Source organism: Streptomyces antimicrobicus (assembly GCF_020532625.1).
In the GTDB taxonomy this organism is placed as follows: Bacteria; Actinomycetota; Actinomycetes; order Streptomycetales; family Streptomycetaceae; genus Streptomyces; species Streptomyces antimicrobicus.
Genome location: NZ_JAJAUY010000020.1, coordinates 1 through 17,309, shown reverse-complemented (window position 1 = coordinate 17,309; position 17,309 = coordinate 1). Strand labels below are relative to the sequence as shown.

The 17,309-nt window shown below is 74.9% G+C and carries 20 protein-coding genes and 1 pseudogene; 11 read left to right on the top strand and 10 right to left on the bottom strand.

The window, feature by feature from the left end:
* Positions 1-11: 11 nt before the first annotated feature.
* From LG632_RS08010 to LG632_RS07995, 4 genes are all read right to left on the bottom strand, one after another.
* Positions 12-371, bottom strand: a complete 360-nt coding sequence (locus LG632_RS08010) for a hypothetical protein (protein ID WP_226726151.1) — start codon at positions 369-371, stop codon at positions 12-14.
* Positions 368-907, bottom strand: coding sequence for a DUF6232 family protein (locus tag LG632_RS08005; protein ID WP_226726150.1), 540 nt, complete (start codon positions 905-907; stop codon positions 368-370). The genes LG632_RS08010 and LG632_RS08005 overlap by 4 nt, the downstream gene beginning before the upstream one ends.
* A 317-nt stretch (positions 908-1,224) precedes the next feature.
* Entirely contained in the window at positions 1,225-1,425 is a 201-nt protein-coding gene (locus LG632_RS08000; RefSeq protein ID WP_226726193.1) for a DUF4253 domain-containing protein, read from the bottom strand.
* 287 nt (positions 1,426-1,712) lie between these two features.
* Positions 1,713-2,345, bottom strand: coding sequence for a TIGR03085 family metal-binding protein (locus LG632_RS07995; RefSeq protein WP_226726149.1), 633 nt, complete (start codon positions 2,343-2,345; stop codon positions 1,713-1,715).
* Between the two features lie 93 nt (positions 2,346-2,438).
* On the opposite strand from LG632_RS07995, the gene hisI reads away from it, so the two are divergent.
* The 11 genes from hisI to lgt all read left to right on the top strand — a co-directional run bounded on the left by hisI (position 2,439) and on the right by lgt (position 11,299).
* Positions 2,439-2,825, top strand: coding sequence for a phosphoribosyl-AMP cyclohydrolase (gene hisI / locus LG632_RS07990; RefSeq protein ID WP_226726148.1), 387 nt, complete (start codon positions 2,439-2,441; stop codon positions 2,823-2,825).
* A gap of 14 nt (positions 2,826-2,839) precedes the next feature.
* Positions 2,840-4,342, top strand: a complete 1,503-nt coding sequence (locus tag LG632_RS07985; RefSeq protein ID WP_226726147.1) for an anthranilate synthase component I — start codon at positions 2,840-2,842, stop codon at positions 4,340-4,342.
* A gap of 104 nt (positions 4,343-4,446) precedes the next feature.
* The gene (locus LG632_RS07980; RefSeq protein WP_226726146.1) at positions 4,447-5,100 is read left to right on the top strand and encodes a TIGR02234 family membrane protein; all 654 of its coding nucleotides are present in this window, start codon (positions 4,447-4,449) and stop codon (positions 5,098-5,100) included.
* 82 nt (positions 5,101-5,182) lie between these two features.
* Complete coding sequence (locus tag LG632_RS07975; RefSeq protein ID WP_226726145.1) at positions 5,183-5,431, top strand: HGxxPAAW family protein; 249 nt, start codon at positions 5,183-5,185, stop codon at positions 5,429-5,431.
* A gap of 112 nt (positions 5,432-5,543) precedes the next feature.
* Positions 5,544-6,029, top strand: coding sequence for a DUF2752 domain-containing protein (locus LG632_RS07970; RefSeq protein ID WP_226726144.1), 486 nt, complete (start codon positions 5,544-5,546; stop codon positions 6,027-6,029).
* A 137-nt stretch (positions 6,030-6,166) separates the two neighbouring features.
* Complete coding sequence (gene trpC / locus LG632_RS07965; protein WP_226726143.1) at positions 6,167-6,976, top strand: indole-3-glycerol phosphate synthase TrpC; 810 nt, start codon at positions 6,167-6,169, stop codon at positions 6,974-6,976.
* A gap of 50 nt (positions 6,977-7,026) precedes the next feature.
* Positions 7,027-7,227: a tryptophan biosynthesis modulator TrpM gene (trpM, locus tag LG632_RS07960; RefSeq protein ID WP_226726192.1), complete on the top strand. Its 201-nt coding sequence runs from the start codon at positions 7,027-7,029 to the stop codon at positions 7,225-7,227.
* Positions 7,228-7,336: 109 nt separating this feature from the next.
* On the top strand, positions 7,337-8,584 hold the full coding sequence (trpB, locus tag LG632_RS07955) for a tryptophan synthase subunit beta (protein ID WP_226726142.1): 1,248 nt from the start codon (positions 7,337-7,339) through the stop codon (positions 8,582-8,584).
* Positions 8,581-9,390, top strand: a complete 810-nt coding sequence (trpA, locus tag LG632_RS07950) for a tryptophan synthase subunit alpha (protein ID WP_226726141.1) — start codon at positions 8,581-8,583, stop codon at positions 9,388-9,390. Before trpB ends, trpA begins: the two co-directional genes overlap by 4 nt.
* A gap of 95 nt (positions 9,391-9,485) precedes the next feature.
* Positions 9,486-10,286: a DsbA family protein gene (locus tag LG632_RS07945; protein WP_226726140.1), complete on the top strand. Its 801-nt coding sequence runs from the start codon at positions 9,486-9,488 to the stop codon at positions 10,284-10,286.
* A gap of 68 nt (positions 10,287-10,354) precedes the next feature.
* On the top strand, positions 10,355-11,299 hold the full coding sequence (gene lgt, locus LG632_RS07940) for a prolipoprotein diacylglyceryl transferase (protein WP_226726139.1): 945 nt from the start codon (positions 10,355-10,357) through the stop codon (positions 11,297-11,299).
* 52 nt (positions 11,300-11,351) lie between these two features.
* Here lgt and LG632_RS07935 read toward each other — a convergent pair whose 3' ends face one another.
* The 6 genes and pseudogenes from LG632_RS07935 to LG632_RS07910 all read right to left on the bottom strand — a co-directional run.
* The gene (locus tag LG632_RS07935) at positions 11,352-12,173 is read right to left on the bottom strand and encodes an HpcH/HpaI aldolase/citrate lyase family protein (protein ID WP_226726138.1); all 822 of its coding nucleotides are present in this window, start codon (positions 12,171-12,173) and stop codon (positions 11,352-11,354) included.
* Positions 12,170-13,477, bottom strand: coding sequence for a CaiB/BaiF CoA transferase family protein (locus tag LG632_RS07930; RefSeq protein WP_226726137.1), 1,308 nt, complete (start codon positions 13,475-13,477; stop codon positions 12,170-12,172). The genes LG632_RS07935 and LG632_RS07930 overlap by 4 nt, the downstream gene beginning before the upstream one ends.
* Positions 13,474-14,385 carry a ribokinase gene (gene rbsK, locus LG632_RS07925; protein WP_226726136.1) on the bottom strand — a complete coding sequence of 304 codons (912 nt, stop codon included), beginning with the start codon at positions 14,383-14,385 and terminating at the stop codon, positions 13,474-13,476. The genes LG632_RS07930 and rbsK overlap by 4 nt, the downstream gene beginning before the upstream one ends.
* The gene (locus LG632_RS07920) at positions 14,382-15,800 is read right to left on the bottom strand and encodes an ADP-ribosylglycohydrolase family protein (RefSeq protein ID WP_226726135.1); all 1,419 of its coding nucleotides are present in this window, start codon (positions 15,798-15,800) and stop codon (positions 14,382-14,384) included. The genes rbsK and LG632_RS07920 overlap by 4 nt, the downstream gene beginning before the upstream one ends.
* A complete protein-coding gene (locus LG632_RS07915; RefSeq protein WP_226726134.1) occupies positions 15,797-16,942 on the bottom strand; it encodes an ADP-ribosylglycohydrolase family protein in 1,146 nt (381 codons plus the stop codon). The genes LG632_RS07920 and LG632_RS07915 overlap by 4 nt, the downstream gene beginning before the upstream one ends.
* 10 nt (positions 16,943-16,952) lie before the next feature.
* A pseudogene (locus LG632_RS07910) lies at positions 16,953-17,309 on the bottom strand (ADP-ribosylglycohydrolase family protein); the annotation flags it as partial.

Below are 17,309 nucleotides of genomic sequence, written 5' to 3'. Positions count from 1 at the left end.
GGGGCCGCCGCTCAGGCGGGGCCCAGCAGGGCGATGATCCCGTTGACCAGGTCCACGACGGGCTGGCCGAGGGCCGCGGTGGTGGCCGCGACCCCGGCCACCCGCCGCAGCGCCCGCCGGCGCTCCGGGACGGGGCGGGCGGCGGAAGCGATCACGGGCAGGGCCTCGGCGAGCTCCTCCTGGTCCTCGGCCGCGATCTCGTCCCGGTGCTGCCTCAGCAGCTCCAGGAGCTGCTCGACGGCCGCCCGCTGGTCGTCGGGCAGCTCCCGCGACACCGGCGGGGACCAGTGGTGCTGGATGCCGACGTTGTGGTGCCCGCCGTGCAGGTTGACCACGTCTCCGTAGTGGTACGAGCTGCCCTCGGCCGTCACTTGGCCACCCCCGTGTGCCCCGACCCGCCGTAGATGTTCACGCTGTCCCCCAGGTGGTAGTTCTTCGGATTGATGCTCAACCGCTCGACCCGTACGGAGAACTCCGTCTCCGGATGTTCGATGGCGTGCACGATCAGCCCGACCAGCTGCCGCAGCTGCTCCTTCTCCGGCAGGGTCACCAGCGCCGTGGAGGGACCGGAGGTCTCCACGCCGAGGGCGTGCCGGGAGGGGGTGGCGAGCCGGGCGACCAGCGTGATGACCAGGCCGATCGCCGCCATGCCGCCGATGATCCACAGCCCGTCGGCGTTCTCGTCGCGCTCGGAGTACGACGAGGTGCTCTCGTTCGCGGTCTGCAGCAGCACGAACACCACCACCGTCCCGCCCAGCCACTTGAGGAACGACACGAACGCCCCCCACCGGTCGGGACGCAGGGTGAAGGTGTGCACCCGGGCGATGTTGTGCAGCGGGTACGCCGCCTCGCCCACCCACAGCAGCCGCCTGCTCACCTCCAGCTGCACCCCGTCGTGGGACCGCATCGGCGGCGGCACCGGCGGAGGCGGCGGTGCCGCAGGAGGCGGAGCGGCCGGAGGTCTGGACGGAGGTGGCGGTGTGACCGGAGTGGATTCCATGGCGCCCCCGTAACGCGCTCGACTGGCGTGAACCGGACGACCCATTAAGCAGGCCAGGGCGGGGCCGGACAAGCGTGCGTTCAGGCCAACTCCGGCCGCGACCGCAAAAGGTGGGGGGCGCCAGGCCCAGCCGAACCCGACGATCACGGGGTCCTCCGCGTCACCACCGGCCGGGCAGCGACGCGCCGGCTCTTGAGGCCGTCATACGTCGGCCGCGAAGCGGCTCAGTCCCACCACAGCGACCAGACCGTCGATCGGACCATGCCGTCGCCGGCGGTCCACGGGTCCTGCACGGTGTCGTGGCAGTAGCCCAGCAACTCCGTGGCCGCCTGCGCCGCTGCCCGAGGATCCAACGGCGGTCTGTCGACGACCAGCTCCAGGTACGCACCCTGGGCGAGGAAGAGCTGGGCGAGCCCCGGCCCCAGATGCCTTCCTCACCGGACGCCCAGTGCGACACCCCTGGCAGCGGCTGCGCGAGCACCGGGCACACCCGCGCCACTCGTCCCACACGCCACGCACCCGGTTCCGGGCCACCGACACGCCGACCACCTCGACGCCTGCAGCGGTAGTGGCCCGCTGCAGAAGCGCCGAGGGCAAGCGTGCGCGCAAGAGGTGAAAAAGCTCGTCGGCGGAAAGGCGCGGCCGAGGGAGGAACGTGTTCATGATGTCCGGACCCTACGGTCCGCCCCCTCACGACGCACTCCGACCGTTCCTAGATCCCCAGCCTGGCCGTGGTCAGCCGGGCCACGGCCTCCTTGTCGCCGTCCAGTTCCACCGCGGCGGCGTCCTGGCGGCCGAAGCAGAACAGGGTCAGCTCGCCGGGCTCACCGGTCACCGTGACCACCGGGGTGCCCTTGTGCGCCACCACCGTCTGGCCGTCGGGGCGGCGCAGCACCAGGCCCACCGGCGAGCGCCGGCCGGTCAGCCGGGCCAGCTTCTCCAGCCGGGACCACAGCGCGGCCGAGAAGACCGGGTCCAGCTCGCGCGGCGTCCAGTCGGGCTGGGCCCGGCGCACGTCCTCGGCGTGGACGTAGAACTCCACCGCGTTCGCCGCCTCGTCGATCTGCTTCAGCGCGTACGGCGACAGCCGCGGCGGCCCGGTGCGGATCAGCTGGATCAGCTCCTCGTACGGCTTGGCCGCGTACTGCGCCATCGCCTGGTCCAGCCGGGTCTTGAGCACGTTCAGCAGCAGCCCGCCGGCCGCGTCCGGGCGCCGCTCGCGCACCACCACGTGCGCGGCGAGATCACGGCAGGTCCAGCCCTGGCACAGCGTGGGCGCCTCCGGCCCGGCCGCCTCCAACAGGTCCGCCAGCAGCAGGCGTTCGCGCTTCGCATGGGTCGACATGCCGGCAAGCCTACGTCCGGGGACCCGCCGCTGCGTGCCCATCAGGCGGACAGCGGCCCGTCGCGCCCCCGTGATCGCGGCACAATGGCCCTCATGAGTACGTCCCCCCGCCCCAGCGGGCCCCGCAGCGCCCTCGACCCGGCCATCGCCGCCCGCCTCAAGCGTTCCCCGGACGGCCTGGTGCCCGCCATCGCCCAGCAGTACGACACCGGCGAGGTGCTCATGCTCGGCTGGATGGACGACGAGGCGCTGCACCGCACCCTGACCACCGGCCGCTGCACCTACTGGTCCCGCAGCCGCGGGGAGTACTGGGTCAAGGGGGACACGTCCGGCCACGTCCAGCACGTGAAGTCCGTCGCCCTCGACTGCGACGCCGACACCGTGCTCGTGAAGGTCGACCAGGTCGGCGCGGCCTGCCACACCGGGGCCCGCACCTGCTTCGACGCCGACGTCCTCCCGCTGACCGCCGACGCCGAATAGGTAGGCCCCACCCCATGGATCTCGAGACGTTCCGCAAACTCGCGGCCGACCGCCGTGTCATCCCCGTCAGCCGCAAGCTGCTGGCGGACGGGGACACCCCCGTCGGGCTCTACCGCAAGCTGGCCGCCGAACGCCCCGGCACCTTCCTGCTGGAGTCCGCCGAGAACGGGCGCTCCTGGTCCCGCTACTCCTTCATCGGGGTCCGGTCCGACGCCACCTTGACCGTCCGGGACGGCCAGGCCCACTGGATCGGCACCGCCCCCGTCGGCGTCCCCACCGACGGCGACCCGCTCGACGCCCTGCGGGCCACCGTGCAGGCGCTGCACACCCCGCGCGACCTGGCCGGGTTCTTCGACGGGGTGGTGCCCCCGTTCACCGGCGGCATGGTCGGCTACCTCGGTTACGACATCGTCCGCCGCCTGGAGCGCATCGGCGACCACGGCCGTGACGACCTGCGGCTCCCCGAGCTGACCATGCTCCTCACCTCCGACCTGGCGGTCCTCGACCACTGGGACGGCACGGTCCTGCTGATCGCCAACGCGATCAACCACAACGCCCTCGACACCGGGGTCGACGAGGCCTACGCCGACGCGGTGGCCCGGCTCGACGCCATGGAGGCCGACCTCGCGCGGCCCGCCCCGTACACCCCGACGCCGCTGCCGGCCTCCGAGCTGCCGGAGTTCAGCGCGCTGTGGGGCGGCGAGGCCTATCAGGCGGCCGTGGAGGACATCAAGGAGCGCATCCGCGCCGGCGAGGCCTTCCAGGTGGTGCCCTCGCAGCGGTTCGAGACCCCCTGCGCGGCCTCCGCGCTGGACGTCTACCGGGTCCTGCGGGCCACCAACCCGTCCCCCTACATGTACCTCTTCCGCTTCGAGAACGGCTTCGACGTCGTCGGCTCCAGCCCCGAGGCGCTGGTGAAGGTCGAGGACGGGCGGGCCATGGTGCACCCCATCGCCGGCACCCGGCACCGCGGCGCCACCCCGCAGGAGGACCACGACCTCGCCGAGGAGCTGCTCGCCGACCCCAAGGAGCGCGCCGAGCACCTGATGCTGGTCGACCTCGGCCGCAACGACCTGGGCCGGGTCTGCGAGCCGGGCTCCGTCGAGGTGGTCGACTTCATGTCGATCGAGCGGTACTCGCACGTCATGCACATCGTCTCCACCGTGACCGGCCGGATCGCGGAGGGCAAGACGGCCTTCGACGTGCTCACGGCCTGCTTCCCCGCCGGCACCCTCTCCGGCGCGCCCAAGCCGCGGGCCATGCAGATCATCGAGGAGCTGGAGCCCTCCCGCCGCGGTCTGTACGGCGGCTGCGTCGGCTACCTCGACTTCGCGGGGGACTCCGACACCGCCATCGCCATCCGCACCGCGCTGCTGCGCGACGGCACGGCGTACGTCCAGGCCGGCGCCGGTGTGGTCGCCGACTCCCGGCCGGAGGCGGAGGACCAGGAGTGCCGCAACAAGGCGGCCGCGGTGCTGCGCGCCGTCGGCGCCGCCAACCGGCTGCACGGCGCCTGAACCACCCGCCCGCGTCCGGCGCCCGGGCCCGTTCGGGTGCCGGGCGTCCGCCCGGGGCCGCCCCCGGCGGACACCGGGCCGGGGCCTGGGGGGACACTGGGTACGTGAGCGCCGTACCCCCACCCCGAACCGATGACTCCCGGCCCGCCGCCGCCCGCTCCGGGCGGCGCAGCGTGGCCGCCGCCCTGCTGCTCGGCGCCCTCGGCGCCACCGTGGTCCTGCTGGCCTCGGGGCGCACCTGGGCCCGTGGCACCGCCGACGTCGGCGGCGGCTCGTTGCCGCTCGCGGCCGACGGCCGGATGGTGACCGGGGTGCCGGCGGCCCTGGCGATCGTGGGGCTCGCGGCCCTGGTCGCCGTCTTCGCCGTGCGCGGCAAGGGCCGGCTGCTGGTGGCCGGCCTGCTGGCGCTCAGCGGGCTCGGCGCGGCGGTGGCGGCCGTCGCCGGGGCCTCGGACCGGCAGGCGCTGGACCACGAGGCGGCCCGTACGACCGCCGACGCGGCCGCCACGGTGGCCGGACTCACCCATACGGCGTGGCCGTACGTCACGGCCTGCGGCGCCGTCCTGATCCTGGCCTCCGGGCTGCTGGCCCTGCGCTTCGGCCGGTCCTGGCCCGCCATGGGCGGGCGCTACGAGCGGGCCGGCGGGCCGCGCACCGGGCGGCCGGCCCCCGTGGACCCGGACCGGCCCGAGGACCTGTGGAAGGCCCTGGACCGCGGCGAGGACCCCACCCGCCGCGGCGAGGGGCCCACCCACTGACGACCGTCACCGCAGGGTGCGGAAGAATGTTTTCCGAGCGTTCCACACAGCGCGCGTTCGACAGAGCAACGAGGAGCTATTCATGGCGGGCAGCAACCACGGACACACCCCGGCCGCCTGGACCGGTGTCATCATCGCCTTCATCGGTTTCTGCGTCTCCGGCGCCTTCATGGTGCTGGCGAACCCGCTCGGGTTCTGGGCGGGCCTGGTCGTCGTCGCCCTCGGTGGTGTCGTCGGCCTGGCGATGAAGGCCGCGGGCATGGGTGCCAAGAAGCCCGTCCACGACGACCTCGCCAAGGCCATCGCCGCCACGAAGGCCGCGCAGGCCTGACGGCTCGCGTGAGGATCACGGACGGCTCGCGTACGGGCGTTCGTACGAAGTCGCCCAGGAGGCGCGGCCCGGTCGGGCCGCGCCTTTCGTGCCGTACGGGGAGAATCAGCGCGTGACCGACCCTCGTCCCGCTCGCGGTGCCGCCCCCGGTGCCGCCGCCCCCGGTCCCACCGCTCCCGGTGCCGCCGCGGCCCCGCCCGGCCGGGCCCGGCGGCTGGCCGCCCCGGCCCTGACCGCCGCGGCCGTGGCCGGCGCGTTCGCCTACGTGGGCCTGGTCGATCCGAACGAACCCGGCCACTACCCGGTCTGTCCGATGTTCCGGCTGACCGGAATCCTGTGCCCCGGATGCGGCGGACTGCGCAGCGCGCACGCGTTCGCCCACGGCGATCCGGTCACGGCCCTCGGGGACAACGCGCTCGCCGTCACGGCGTACGTCGCCTTCGCCGGCTACCTCGTCCTGTGGCTGGTTCGTGCCGCCCAGGGCCGCCCGGCACCGCGTCCGGCGCTGCGGCCCTGGCACTGGTGGGTGCTGGGCGGTGCGGCCCTGGCCTTCACCGTCGTCCGGAACCTGCCCGTCGGATCGGCCCTGGCTCCCTGAGCCTCGTAGGAACCTCCGATTCCGAATGTCCAGCCAGTGGGACGCCGTCAACCACGTGCGGAGCGCGACGCCCCACGCGGATACGATGTGACTGCTGACCTTGAACCAGCCGACCGACCCGGAAGGGGGCCGCTCGCGTGAGTGTGCTCGACGAGATCATCGAAGGGGTCCGCGAAGACCTTGCCGAACGGCAGGCCCGCGTGAGCCTCGACGAGCTCAAGGAGCGTGCCGCCAAGGCGCCCCAGGCCAAGGACGGCGTCGCGGCCCTGCGGGGCGACGGCGTCAAGGTGATCTGTGAGGTCAAGCGGTCCAGCCCGTCCAAGGGCGCGCTGGCCGCGATCGCCGACCCGGCCGGGCTCGCCGCCGACTACGAGGCGGGCGGCGCGGCCGTCATCTCCGTCCTGACCGAGCAGCGCCGCTTCGGCGGCTCGCTGGCGGACCTGGAGGCCGTCCGCGCCCGCGTGGACATCCCGATCCTCCGCAAGGACTTCATCGTCACCGCGTACCAGCTGTGGGAGGCCCGTGCCTACGGCGCCGACCTCGCGCTGCTGATCGTGGCCGCCCTGGAGCAGGAGGCCCTCGTCTCCCTCATCGAGCGCGCCGAGTCCATCGGGCTCACCCCGCTCGTCGAGGTCCACGACGAGGAGGAGGTCGAGCGCGCGGTGGCCGCCGGCGCCCGGATCATCGGGGTCAACGCCCGCAACCTCAAGACCCTGGAGGTGGACCGCTCGACCTTCGAGCGCGTCGTTCCCGAGATCCCCGCGGGGATCGTCAAGGTCGCCGAGTCCGGCATCCGCGGCCCGCACGACCTGATCGCCTACGCCAACGAGGGCGCCGACGCCGTCCTGGTCGGCGAGTCCCTGGTCACCGGCCGTGACCCGAAGTCGGCCGTGGCCGACCTCGTCGCCGCCGGCGCCCACCCCGCCCTGCGGCACGGGCGGAGCTGAGACCGGTCGTGTCCGCCTCCCACCGCACCCGCCGCCGCACCCCGGGCGCCCTGCGCCCGGGGCCGGTCGGCGCGCGTACGGTGGCGGTGGCGGCCGGCCGCGACCCGCACGCCCCGCTCGCCCGCGGCTGCAAGCCGCGCGGCTGCCGGGCCCCGGCCCGGCGCGTGCTCGGCCGCCGCGTGCGGTACGTGATCGGCTCCGAGCCCGGCCAGGTCAACGGCATGCGATGGCGCCGCGGAGCCGCGCGGTAGCCGTCCCCCGCCCGCACCCGGTGCAGCCGCGCTGCAGCGGGGCGCGAGGGCCGCGGGACCTACGGCGCAATACGGTGCATCCAACCGTCGCTTCCGTAGGAGTACTGGCATGTCCAGCGAGTTCTTCATTCCGGACCCTGAGGGTCACGTTCCCGACGCCGCGGGCTACTTCGGCGACTTCGGCGGCAAGTTCATCCCCGAGGCGCTCGTCGCCGCCGTGGACGAGGTCGCCGTCGAGTACGACAAGGCCAAGGACGATCCGTCGTTCGTCGCCGAACTGGGCGACCTCCTGGTCAACTACACCGGCCGGCCCAGCGCCCTGACGGAGGTCCCGCGGTTCGCCGAGCACGCGGGCGGCGCGCGGATCTTCCTCAAGCGCGAGGACCTCAACCACACCGGCTCGCACAAGATCAACAACGTGCTGGGCCAGGCGCTGCTGACCAAGCGCATGGGCAAGACCCGCGTGATCGCCGAGACCGGAGCCGGCCAGCACGGCGTGGCCACCGCCACCGCCTGCGCCCTCTTCGGCCTCGACTGCACCATCTACATGGGCGAGATCGACACCCAGCGCCAGGCCCTCAACGTGGCCCGGATGCGGATGCTGGGCGCCGAGGTCGTGGCCGTGAAGTCCGGCTCGCGCACCCTGAAGGACGCCATCAACGAGGCGTTCCGCGACTGGGTCGCCAACGTCGACCGCACCCACTACCTCTTCGGCACCGTCGCCGGCCCGCACCCCTTCCCCGCGATGGTCCGCGACTTCCACCGGGTCATCGGCGTCGAGGCCCGCCGGCAGATCCTGGAGCGCGCCGGGCGCCTGCCCGACGCCGTCGCCGCCTGCGTCGGCGGCGGGTCCAACGCCATCGGCCTGTTCCACGCCTTCATCCCGGACACCGACGTCCGCCTGGTCGGCTTCGAGCCCGCCGGGCACGGCGTGGAGACCGGCGAGCACGCCGCCACCCTGACCGCCGGCGAGCCCGGCATCCTGCACGGCTCCCGCTCCTACGTCCTGCAGGACGAGGAGGGCCAGATCACCGAGCCGTACTCGATCTCGGCCGGCCTGGACTACCCGGGCATCGGCCCGGAGCACGCCTACCTCAAGAGCACCGGCCGCGGCGAGTACCGCGCGGTCACCGACGACGCCGCCATGCAGGCGCTGCGGCTGCTCTCGCGCACCGAGGGCATCATCCCCGCCATCGAGTCCGCGCACGCCCTCGCGGGCGCCCTCGACCTCGGCCGGGAACTGGGCAAGGACGGTCTGCTGATCGTCAACCTGTCCGGCCGCGGCGACAAGGACATGGACACCGCCGCCCGCTACTTCGGGCTGTACGACGGCGCTGCCGAGGGGGAGAGCAAGTGAGCGGGAACATCCAGCTGCTGAGCGACACGCTCGCCAAGGCCAAGTCCGAGAACCGCGCGGCCCTGGTCGCCTACCTCCCGGCCGGCTTCCCCACCGTCGAGGGCGGCATCGAGGCGGTCAAGGCCGTCCTCGCCGGCGGCGCCGACATCGTCGAGGTCGGCCTGCCCCACTCGGACCCGGTGCTCGACGGACCGGTCATCCAGACCGCCGACGACATCGCCCTGCGCGGCGGCGTCAAGATCGCCGACGTGCTGCGCACGGTCCGCGAGGCCCACGCCGCCACCGGCGCCCCGGTGCTGGTGATGACGTACTGGAACCCCATCGACCGCTACGGCGTCGAGCGCTTCACCGCCGAGCTGGCGGCGGCCGGCGGCGCCGGCTGCATCCTGCCCGACCTGCCGGTCCAGGAGTCCGCGCTGTGGCGCGAGCACGCCGAGAAGCACGGCCTGGCCACCGTCTTCGTCGTCGCCCCCTCCAGCAAGGACGAGCGCCTGGCGACCATCACCGCGGCCGGTACCGGCTTCGTCTACGCCGCCTCGCTGATGGGCGTCACCGGCACCCGCGCCTCCGTCGGCGCACAGGCCCGGGAACTGGTCGAGCGCACCCGCCGGACCACCGACACCCCGGTCTGCGTGGGCCTGGGCGTCTCCAACGCCGAGCAGGCCAAGGAGGTGGCCGGCTTCGCCGACGGGGTGATCGTCGGCTCCGCCTTCGTCAAGCTGCTGCTCGACGCGCCGGACCTGCCGACCGGGCTGGAGGCCGTACGGGCGCTGGCCGGCGAGCTCGCCGAGGGCGTCCGCCGCTGACGTACGACTGTTCCCCCCGGGAGGTTCTGTAGTCCGATCGGGTGGAAGTGGGAGCGGGGAGGCACGCGAGTGCCTCCCCGTTTCGTTTGCGGGACGTGAACGAGAAGAACCACGGTGCGAACCGCGAAGCGAAACGATCGGCCCGGGAGCGGCTCCAGCAGCAGCGCGAGCGGGAGAAGGCCCGGGACAAGCGGCGCCGGACCCTGATCGTGGCCGGGGCCGTCGTCGGCGTCCTGGGCCTGGCGGCCGTCGTCGGCGTGATCGCGGCGAACACCGGCAAGGACGGCGCCGCCGAAGCCGGTCCGGTCGTCGCCCCCTCCGGCGCCACGGGCAAGGACGCCCTGGCCATCCGGACCGGCAAGGACGGGGCCCCGTCCACGCTGGTGGTCTGGGAGGACTTCCGCTGCCCGGCCTGCAAGGTCTTCGAGGACACCTACCGCACGACGGTCCACGAGCTGGAGGCCAAGGGCCAGCTCAAGGTCGAGTACCACCTGGTCACCCTGATCGACGGCAACATGGGCGGCAGCGGCTCCCTGAAGGCGGCGAACGCGGCCGCCTGCGCCCAGGACGCCGGCAAGTTCTCCGCGTACCACGACGTCCTCTTCCAGAACCAGCCGCCCGAGACCGACGACGCCTACGCCAAGGACGCCAAGCTGATCGAGCTCGCCCGCAAGGTGGACGGACTGGTCACCCCCACGTTCGAGAAGTGCGTGGCGGACGGGGTGCACAACGCCTGGGTCGGCAAGTCGTACGAGGCCTTCCGCACCGGCAAGTTCCGGGGCACCCCCACCGTGCTGCTCAACGGCAAGGACGTCTTCGGCGACCAGGCCGATCCGCTCACCCCGCAGAAGCTCAAGGCGAAGGTCGAGGCGGCCGCCAAGGCGGGCGGCAGCTGACGTTTTGGTTTCAGCTTGCCGGGCGGGTTGCGGTGGCCACCGCCCGGCAAGGTAGCGTCGGTCCTGCCATGACACTTGCCTACATCCCCAGCCCGTCGACCGGCGTGGTCCACCTCGGACCGATCCCGCTGCGCGGCTACGCGTTCTGCATCATCCTCGGCGTCTTCGTCGCCGTCTGGCTCGGCAACAAGCGTTGGATCGCGCGCGGCGGCAAGCCGGGCACGGTCGCGGACATCGCCGTGTGGGCGGTCCCGTTCGGCCTGGTCGGCGGTCGCCTCTACCACGTGGTCACCGACTACCAGCTCTACTTCGGCGAGGGCCGCAACTGGGTCGACGCCTTCAAGATCTGGGAGGGCGGCCTCGGCATCTGGGGCGCCATCGCGCTCGGTGCGGTCGGCGCGTGGATCGGCTGCCGCCGCCGGGGCATCCCGCTCCCGGCCTGGGCGGACGCCCTGGCCCCCGGCATCGCGCTGGCCCAGGCGATCGGCCGCTGGGGCAACTGGTTCAACCAGGAGCTGTACGGCCGCGCCACCGACGTGCCCTGGGCGCTGAAGATCACCGACGGGCCGAACCGGGTCGCGGGCACCTACCACCCGACGTTCCTGTACGAGTCCCTGTGGTGCGTCGGCGTCGCGCTGCTGGTCATCTGGGCCGACCGCCGCTTCAAGCTGGGCCACGGCCGGGCGTTCGCGCTGTACGTGGCCGCGTACTGCGCCGGCCGCGGCTGGATCGAGTACATGCGCGTGGACGAGGCGCACCACGTCCTGGGCCTGCGCCTGAACGTCTGGACGGCCATCGTGGTCTTCGTCCTGGCGGTGACCTACTTCATCCTGTCGGCCAGGCTGCGCCCGGGCCGCGAAACCGTGGTCGAACCGGACCGCGACCCCCGGCCGACGGAGCCGGCGGACGGGACGAAGGCCGGGGCGAAGGCGGGGGCGAAGGCCGAGCCGGAGACCGAGGCCGGGGCCAAGGCCGCGCCGCAGCCGGCGCAGGACAAGCTCAAGAAGTCCTGACGGGCATCACGCAGGGGGCGTCGCGCGCAGCGGCGCCCCCTTCGCCGTGCCGCTACCGGGCGAGCTGACCGGCCCGCTCCGCCAGGAGCAGCGTCCGGTGGGCGGCGCCGACCACGGCCGGGTCGACGAAACGCCCGTCGGGCAGCGCCTGAGCGCCCGGCACCGCCTCGGCCGCGGTCACGATCTCCTCGGCGGCGGACACCTCCTCGGGCGCGGGCAGATAGGCCCGCTCGATCACCGGCAGCTGCCGCGGATGGATCGCGGCCCGACCCAGGAACCCCAGCGCCCGCCCGTGCGCGCAGGACGCCGCCAGCGCCTCCAGGTCCCGGACGTCGGGGAACACCGACTGCGCGGGCGGGGCCAGCCCCGCCGCCCGGGCCGCCGTCACCACCCGCGAGCGCGGCCAGTCCAGGCCCGCGTCCGCCGACACCCCCAGGTCCGCCCGCAGGTCCGCCTCGCCCAGCGTCAGCCCGCGCAGGGCCGGGTGCGCGCGGGCGATGTCGTACGCCCGCTCCACGCCCAGCGCCGACTCCAGCAGCGCGTACAGCGCCACCCCGCCCGAGCGGTCGGCCGCCGCGACGACCTGCTCCGGCCCGGTCACCTTCGGCAGCCGCAGGCCCGCGAGCCCGCGCAGCCCGGCCAACGCGGACAGGTCCGCCCCGGCCCACGGCGAGTCCAGGGCGTTCACCCGCACGTGCACCGGCACCGGCGGCCGGTCCGCCAGCAGCTGCGCCGTCGCCGCGCGGGCGTACTCCTTGCGGGAGGCCGGCACCGCGTCCTCCAGGTCCACGATCACCGCGTCGGCGCCCGCGGCGAGCGCCTTGGCGACCACCTCGGGCCGGTCGCCGGGCGCGTACAGCCAGGTCAGGATCACAGGACCCGGTCCTTGCGCAGGGCGGTGACCTCCGCCTCGGACAGGCCGAGCTCGGCGAGCACCGCGTCGGTGTCCGCGCCGTGCGGGCGGCCGGCCCAGCGGATCCCGCCGGGGGTCCCGGACAGCCGGAACAGCACGTTCTGCATCCGCAGCGGCCCGAGCTCGGGATCGTCGACCTCGGTCACCGTGCCCAGCGCGGCGAACTGCGGGTCGGCCAGCACGTCCCGGACGTCGTAGACCGGTGCCACGGCCGCCTGGGCCTCCTCGAAGGCGCCGACGACCTCCTCCGCCTTGTGGCGGGCGATCCACGCGCCGACCGCCTCGTCCAGCACGTGCGCGTGGGCCGCCCGGCCCGAGCCCGTCGCGAACCACGGCTCCCGCGCCAGCTCCGGCCGCCCCACCAACCGCACCACCCGCTCGGCCACCGAGGTCGCCGAGGCGGAGACGGCCAGCCAGCGGTCGTCGGCGGAGCGGTAGGTGTTGCGGGGGGCGTTGTTCGGGGACCGGTTGCCGGTGCGCGGCTGGACGTAGCCGAGCTGGTCGTACCACAGCGGCTGGGGCCCGAGCACGGTGAGCACCGGCTCGATGATCGCCAGGTCCACGACCTGGCCGTGCCCGGTGCGCTCACGGCCGGCCAGCGCGGTCATCACGGCGTAGGCGGCGGTGAGCGCGGCGATGGAGTCGGCGAGCCCGAAGGGCGGCAGGGTCGGCGGCCCGTCCGGCTCGCCGGTGAGCGCGGCGAAGCCGCTCATCGCCTCGGCGAGGGTGCCGAAGCCGGGGCGGTGGGCGTACGGGCCGCTCTGCCCGAAGCCGGTCACCCGGGCCAGGACCAGGCGGGGGTTGGCCGCGCTCAGCTCCTCCCAGCCCAGGCCCCAGCGCTCCAGGGTGCCCGGGCGGAAGTTCTCGATCACCACGTCCGCCCCCGCGGCCAGCCGCAGCAGCACGTCCCGGCCGCCGGGCGCGGACAGGTCCAGGGTGATCGTGCGCTTGTTCCGCCCGAGCAGCTTCCACCACAGGCCGACGCCGTCCTTGGCGGGGCCGTGGCCCCGGGAGGGGTCCGGCCGGTCCGGGTGCTCGACCTTGACCACCTCGGCGCCGAAGTCGCCGAGCAGGGTCGCCGCCAGCGGACCGGCGAAGAGCGTGGCGAGGTCCAGCACCCGCAGCCCGGCGAGCGGGCCGGCCGGCGGCGGGGCGTCGGGAGTGCCGGAGGAGGGGGCGGAGGCCGGGGAGGCGGAGGAGACAGGGGAGGCGGGGGAGGCAGAGGAGGCGGGGGAGGTCGGGGAGGCGGCGCCGGAGCTCGTCATGACGCGTCGCCGACCCGCGCGGCCCAGGCGGCGTCGACCTCGGCCCGGGCGGGCATCGAGGCCTGGGCGCCGGGCCGCTGGACGGACAGCGAGGCCGCCGCACAGGCCCAGCCCAGCGCCTCCCGCTCCGGCCGGCCCTCGCCGAGGGCGACGGCGAGCGCGCCCACGAACGTGTCGCCGGCGGCGGTGGTGTCCACCGCCCGCACCCGGGGCGCGGGCACGGTGAACGGCTCCCGGCCGCGCGCCGCGTACAGCACACCGGCGGAGCCGAGCGTGACGGCCACCGCGGGCACCTCCTGCAGCAGGGCCTCGGCGGCCTGACGCACGTCGGTGAGGCCGGTGAGGGCCGCCGCCTCGTGCTCGTTGGGCACCAGCAGATCGGTGGCGGCCAGCAGCCCGGGCGGCAGCGGCTGGGCGGGCGCCGGGGTCAGCACCGTCCGCACGCCGTGGGCGCGGGCGGCCCGGGCCCCCGCGCCGACCACCTCCAGCGGCACCTCCAGCTGGAGCAGCAGCGTGTCGGCGGCGGCGATCCGGGCCTCGTCGCCGTCCTCCAGGGCGGTCAGGCGGGCGTTGGCGCCGGGCACGACGACGATGCTGTTGCCGCCCTCGTCGTCCACGGTGATGTGGGCGGTGCCGCTGGCGCCCTCGACGGTGCGCAGGGCGGCCGTGTCGACCCCGGCGGCACCGAGGGACGAGCGCAGCCGCAGCCCGAACTCGTCGGCGCCGACCGCCCCGATCATCGCCACCCGGCCGCCGCACCGGGCGGCGGCCACGGCCTGGTTGGCCCCCTTGCCGCCGGGGACCGTGCGGAACTCCCGGCCGGTCACGGTCTCGCCGAGGCGGGGCGCCTTGGCGACGTAGGCGACGAGGTCCATGTTCGTACTGCCGAGCACGGCGATGGCCGTCATGAGCGGGCTGCCTCCTGTGCGGTGAGGTGGGCGAGGGTGTCGAAGCCGATGCCGTCGAAGCCGGCCACGGTGGTCGCCAGCCGGTTCTTCAGGGGCGCGGTCCAGCGCTCGGGGATCCGGGCCGGGGAGCCGGCCAGCAGGCCGGCGAGGGAACCGGCCGTGGCGCCGTTGGAGTCGGTGTCCCAGCCGCCCGACACGGCCCGGCACACCGACCCGGTGAAGTCGCCGTCGGCGTGGGTGAGGGCGGCGGCGAGCAGGGCGGTGTTGGGCACGGCGTGCACCCAGTGGTAGTGCCCGTAACAGGCGTGCAGCCGGTCCACGACGGTGTCGAAGCCGGCGGGACCGGCGGGGGCCCGCTCGGCGGCGTCGATGCCCGAGCGGACCGCCTCGGCCAGGCGCGAGCGGGACGGCACGACGGCGAGGCCGGCCCGCAGCGCGGTGTGCACGTCGCCGTCGCCGCCCGCGGCCGCGGCCAGGGCGGCGGCGGCGAACGCGGCGGCGTGGACGCCGGCGGCGGTGTGCGTGAGGGCGGCGTCGCGGCAGGCCTGCGCGGCGGCGCGGGCGGGGTCGCCGGGATTGGTCCAGCCGTGCACGTCGGCGCGGATGAGAGCGCCGATCCACTCGCGGAACGGATTGCGGTGGCGGGCGGTGAGCGGGGGTTCGAGGCCGAGCAGCAGGTTGCGGTACGCGATCCGCTCGGCGGTGAACGCCCGCCCGGCGGGCAGCTCGTCCAGCCAGAGCCGGGCGACGTCGGCGGTGGTGAAGTCCTTGCCGTGGCGCTGGAGCAGGAGGAGGTTCAGCAGGGCGTAGTCGAGATCGTCGTCCTCGGGCGTGCCGTCGAGGTTCTCGGCGAGGGAGGTGGCGGCGGACCGCCGGTTCCACGGATGCGCCGCCAGCACCTCCGCGGGGACCCCGCGGGCGGTGAACCAGTCGTCGAGCGGCCAGTTCCCGGCGGCCCGCGCCAACGCCCGCACCCCGTCGAGCCCCACCTTCTCCACCGGCTTGCCGAGCACGCACCCGACGGCCCGCCCGAGCCAGGCGGCCTCCAGCCGGGCCACGAGCTCCTCGTACGCCCCGGCGTCCTCCCGGCGGGCGGGGACGGCCGGCAGACCGCGGCGGCCGGGAAGGGCGGTCGGGTCGGGGAGGTGGTCCGGCTCGTCCGGTTGCAGCGGTGACGGGACGGCGTCCAGCTCGTCCAGCAGGTCCAGGGCCAAGGCGCGCAGCGCCGGCGGGGCCGGCTCGGGGGAGGCCCCGCCGCTGCCGGGCGCCGGGCCGCCGCCGGCGGCGACCCACCGTGCCCACACCCGCGCCGCCGCCTCGCCCCGCCCGTCCTCGCGGGCCTGCCGGACCTCGTGCCCGAGCAGGTCCTCGGGCTGGACCCAGGTCATCCGCACGGGCGCGGTGCCGGTGGTCATCGGGGGTCCGCCAGGGCCGCGAAGGCCGCCGCGTGGGCGGCGTGGCGGGTGCGGTCGAGGGCGAAGACCTCGCGCGCGACGGCGGCCAGTGCCGCCGCCGGCGCGTGCAGGTCCAGCCGGCTCGCCTCGGCGACCTGCTTCGCCCAGGTGGCGGGCACGGCGTCGGCGCCGCCCAGCGCCCCGGCCAGCGCCCCCGCCATCGTCGCGATCGAGTCGCAGTCCCGTCCGTAGTTCACCGCTCCCAGCACCGCCCCCTCGTACCGGCCGTCCGCCACGAGCAACATCCCGAGCGCCACCGGAAGTTCCTCGACGGCGTGCAGCCGGGAGGGGCGGCGCGCGCCGAGCGACGGGTTCCGGTAGTCCGGCCCCACCGTGTCGTACGGTGCGACGGCCGCCCGCAGCGGCCCCAGCGCCGACTCCACGTCCCGGTACCGCGCCGCCGCCTCCGCGACCGCCTCGATCGCCGCGCGGGTGCCGTCCTTGGCCAGCGACAGGGCGGTGTCCACCACGGACGCCGCCGTGGCGTCCGGCGCGCAGGCCGCCGCCACGGCAGCCGCGAACACCCCCGCGGCCTCGCGGCCGTACGACGACTGGTGGGCGCCGGCGATGTCGAGGGCCTCGGCGTAGGCTCCGGCCGGATTGCCGGCGTTGACGACGCCGACCGGGGCCATGTACATCGCCGCGCCGCAGTTGACGATGTTTCCGGTGCCGGCCTCCCGCGGGTCCACGTGCCCGTAGTGCAGCCGGGCGACCAGCCACTTCTCGGCGAGGAAGATCCGTTGGAGCGGCAGTGCCTCCGCCTCCAGCTCCGGGATCCACCGGGGGGTCGTCATGAGGTCGGGGACGAGGTGCTCGGCGACGGCGTAGGCGTCGAGGTGGTCGCGGACCCGTTCGTAGACGCGGACCAGGGCGTGGGTCATCAACGTGTCGTCGGTGACGTGCCCGTCGCCCTTGTGGTACGGCGCGATGGGGCGGGCCGTGCGCCAGTCCTCGTGCCACGGGCCGACGATGCCGTGCACGCGGCCGCCGTGCCGTTCCACGATCTGGTCGGGGGACCAGCCCTCCACCGGTCCGCCGAGCGCGTCGCCGACGGCGGCACCGACGAGGCAGCCGGCCGCGCGGTCCTCCAGAGTGAGCGTCATGTCCGAATCATCCCTTGGGTGAGGTCAGTTCCGAGCGAGCGAGCAGCCCGGCGAGTTCGACGAGGTCGGTGCCGGCGAGGCGGGGCAGGGCGCAGCCGGAGAGGGTGCGGCAGGCCTCGCGCCAGGCCGCGGGGATCGCCGCCCCGCCACCGAGCGCGCCGGTGAGCGCCCCGGCCAGCGCGGGGGCGGAGTCCGCGACCCGCGACAGGCAGGCGGCGGCCGGGACGGCACCGGCGACGTCGCCCCGGGCGGCGGTGGCCAGGGCCAGGGCGACGGGCACGGTCTCGGCGGCGGCGATGCCGTAGCTGTAGACGTGGTCGACGATCTCGTGCTCCAGCACCGGCACGCGCGAGAACGCGGGGCCCCC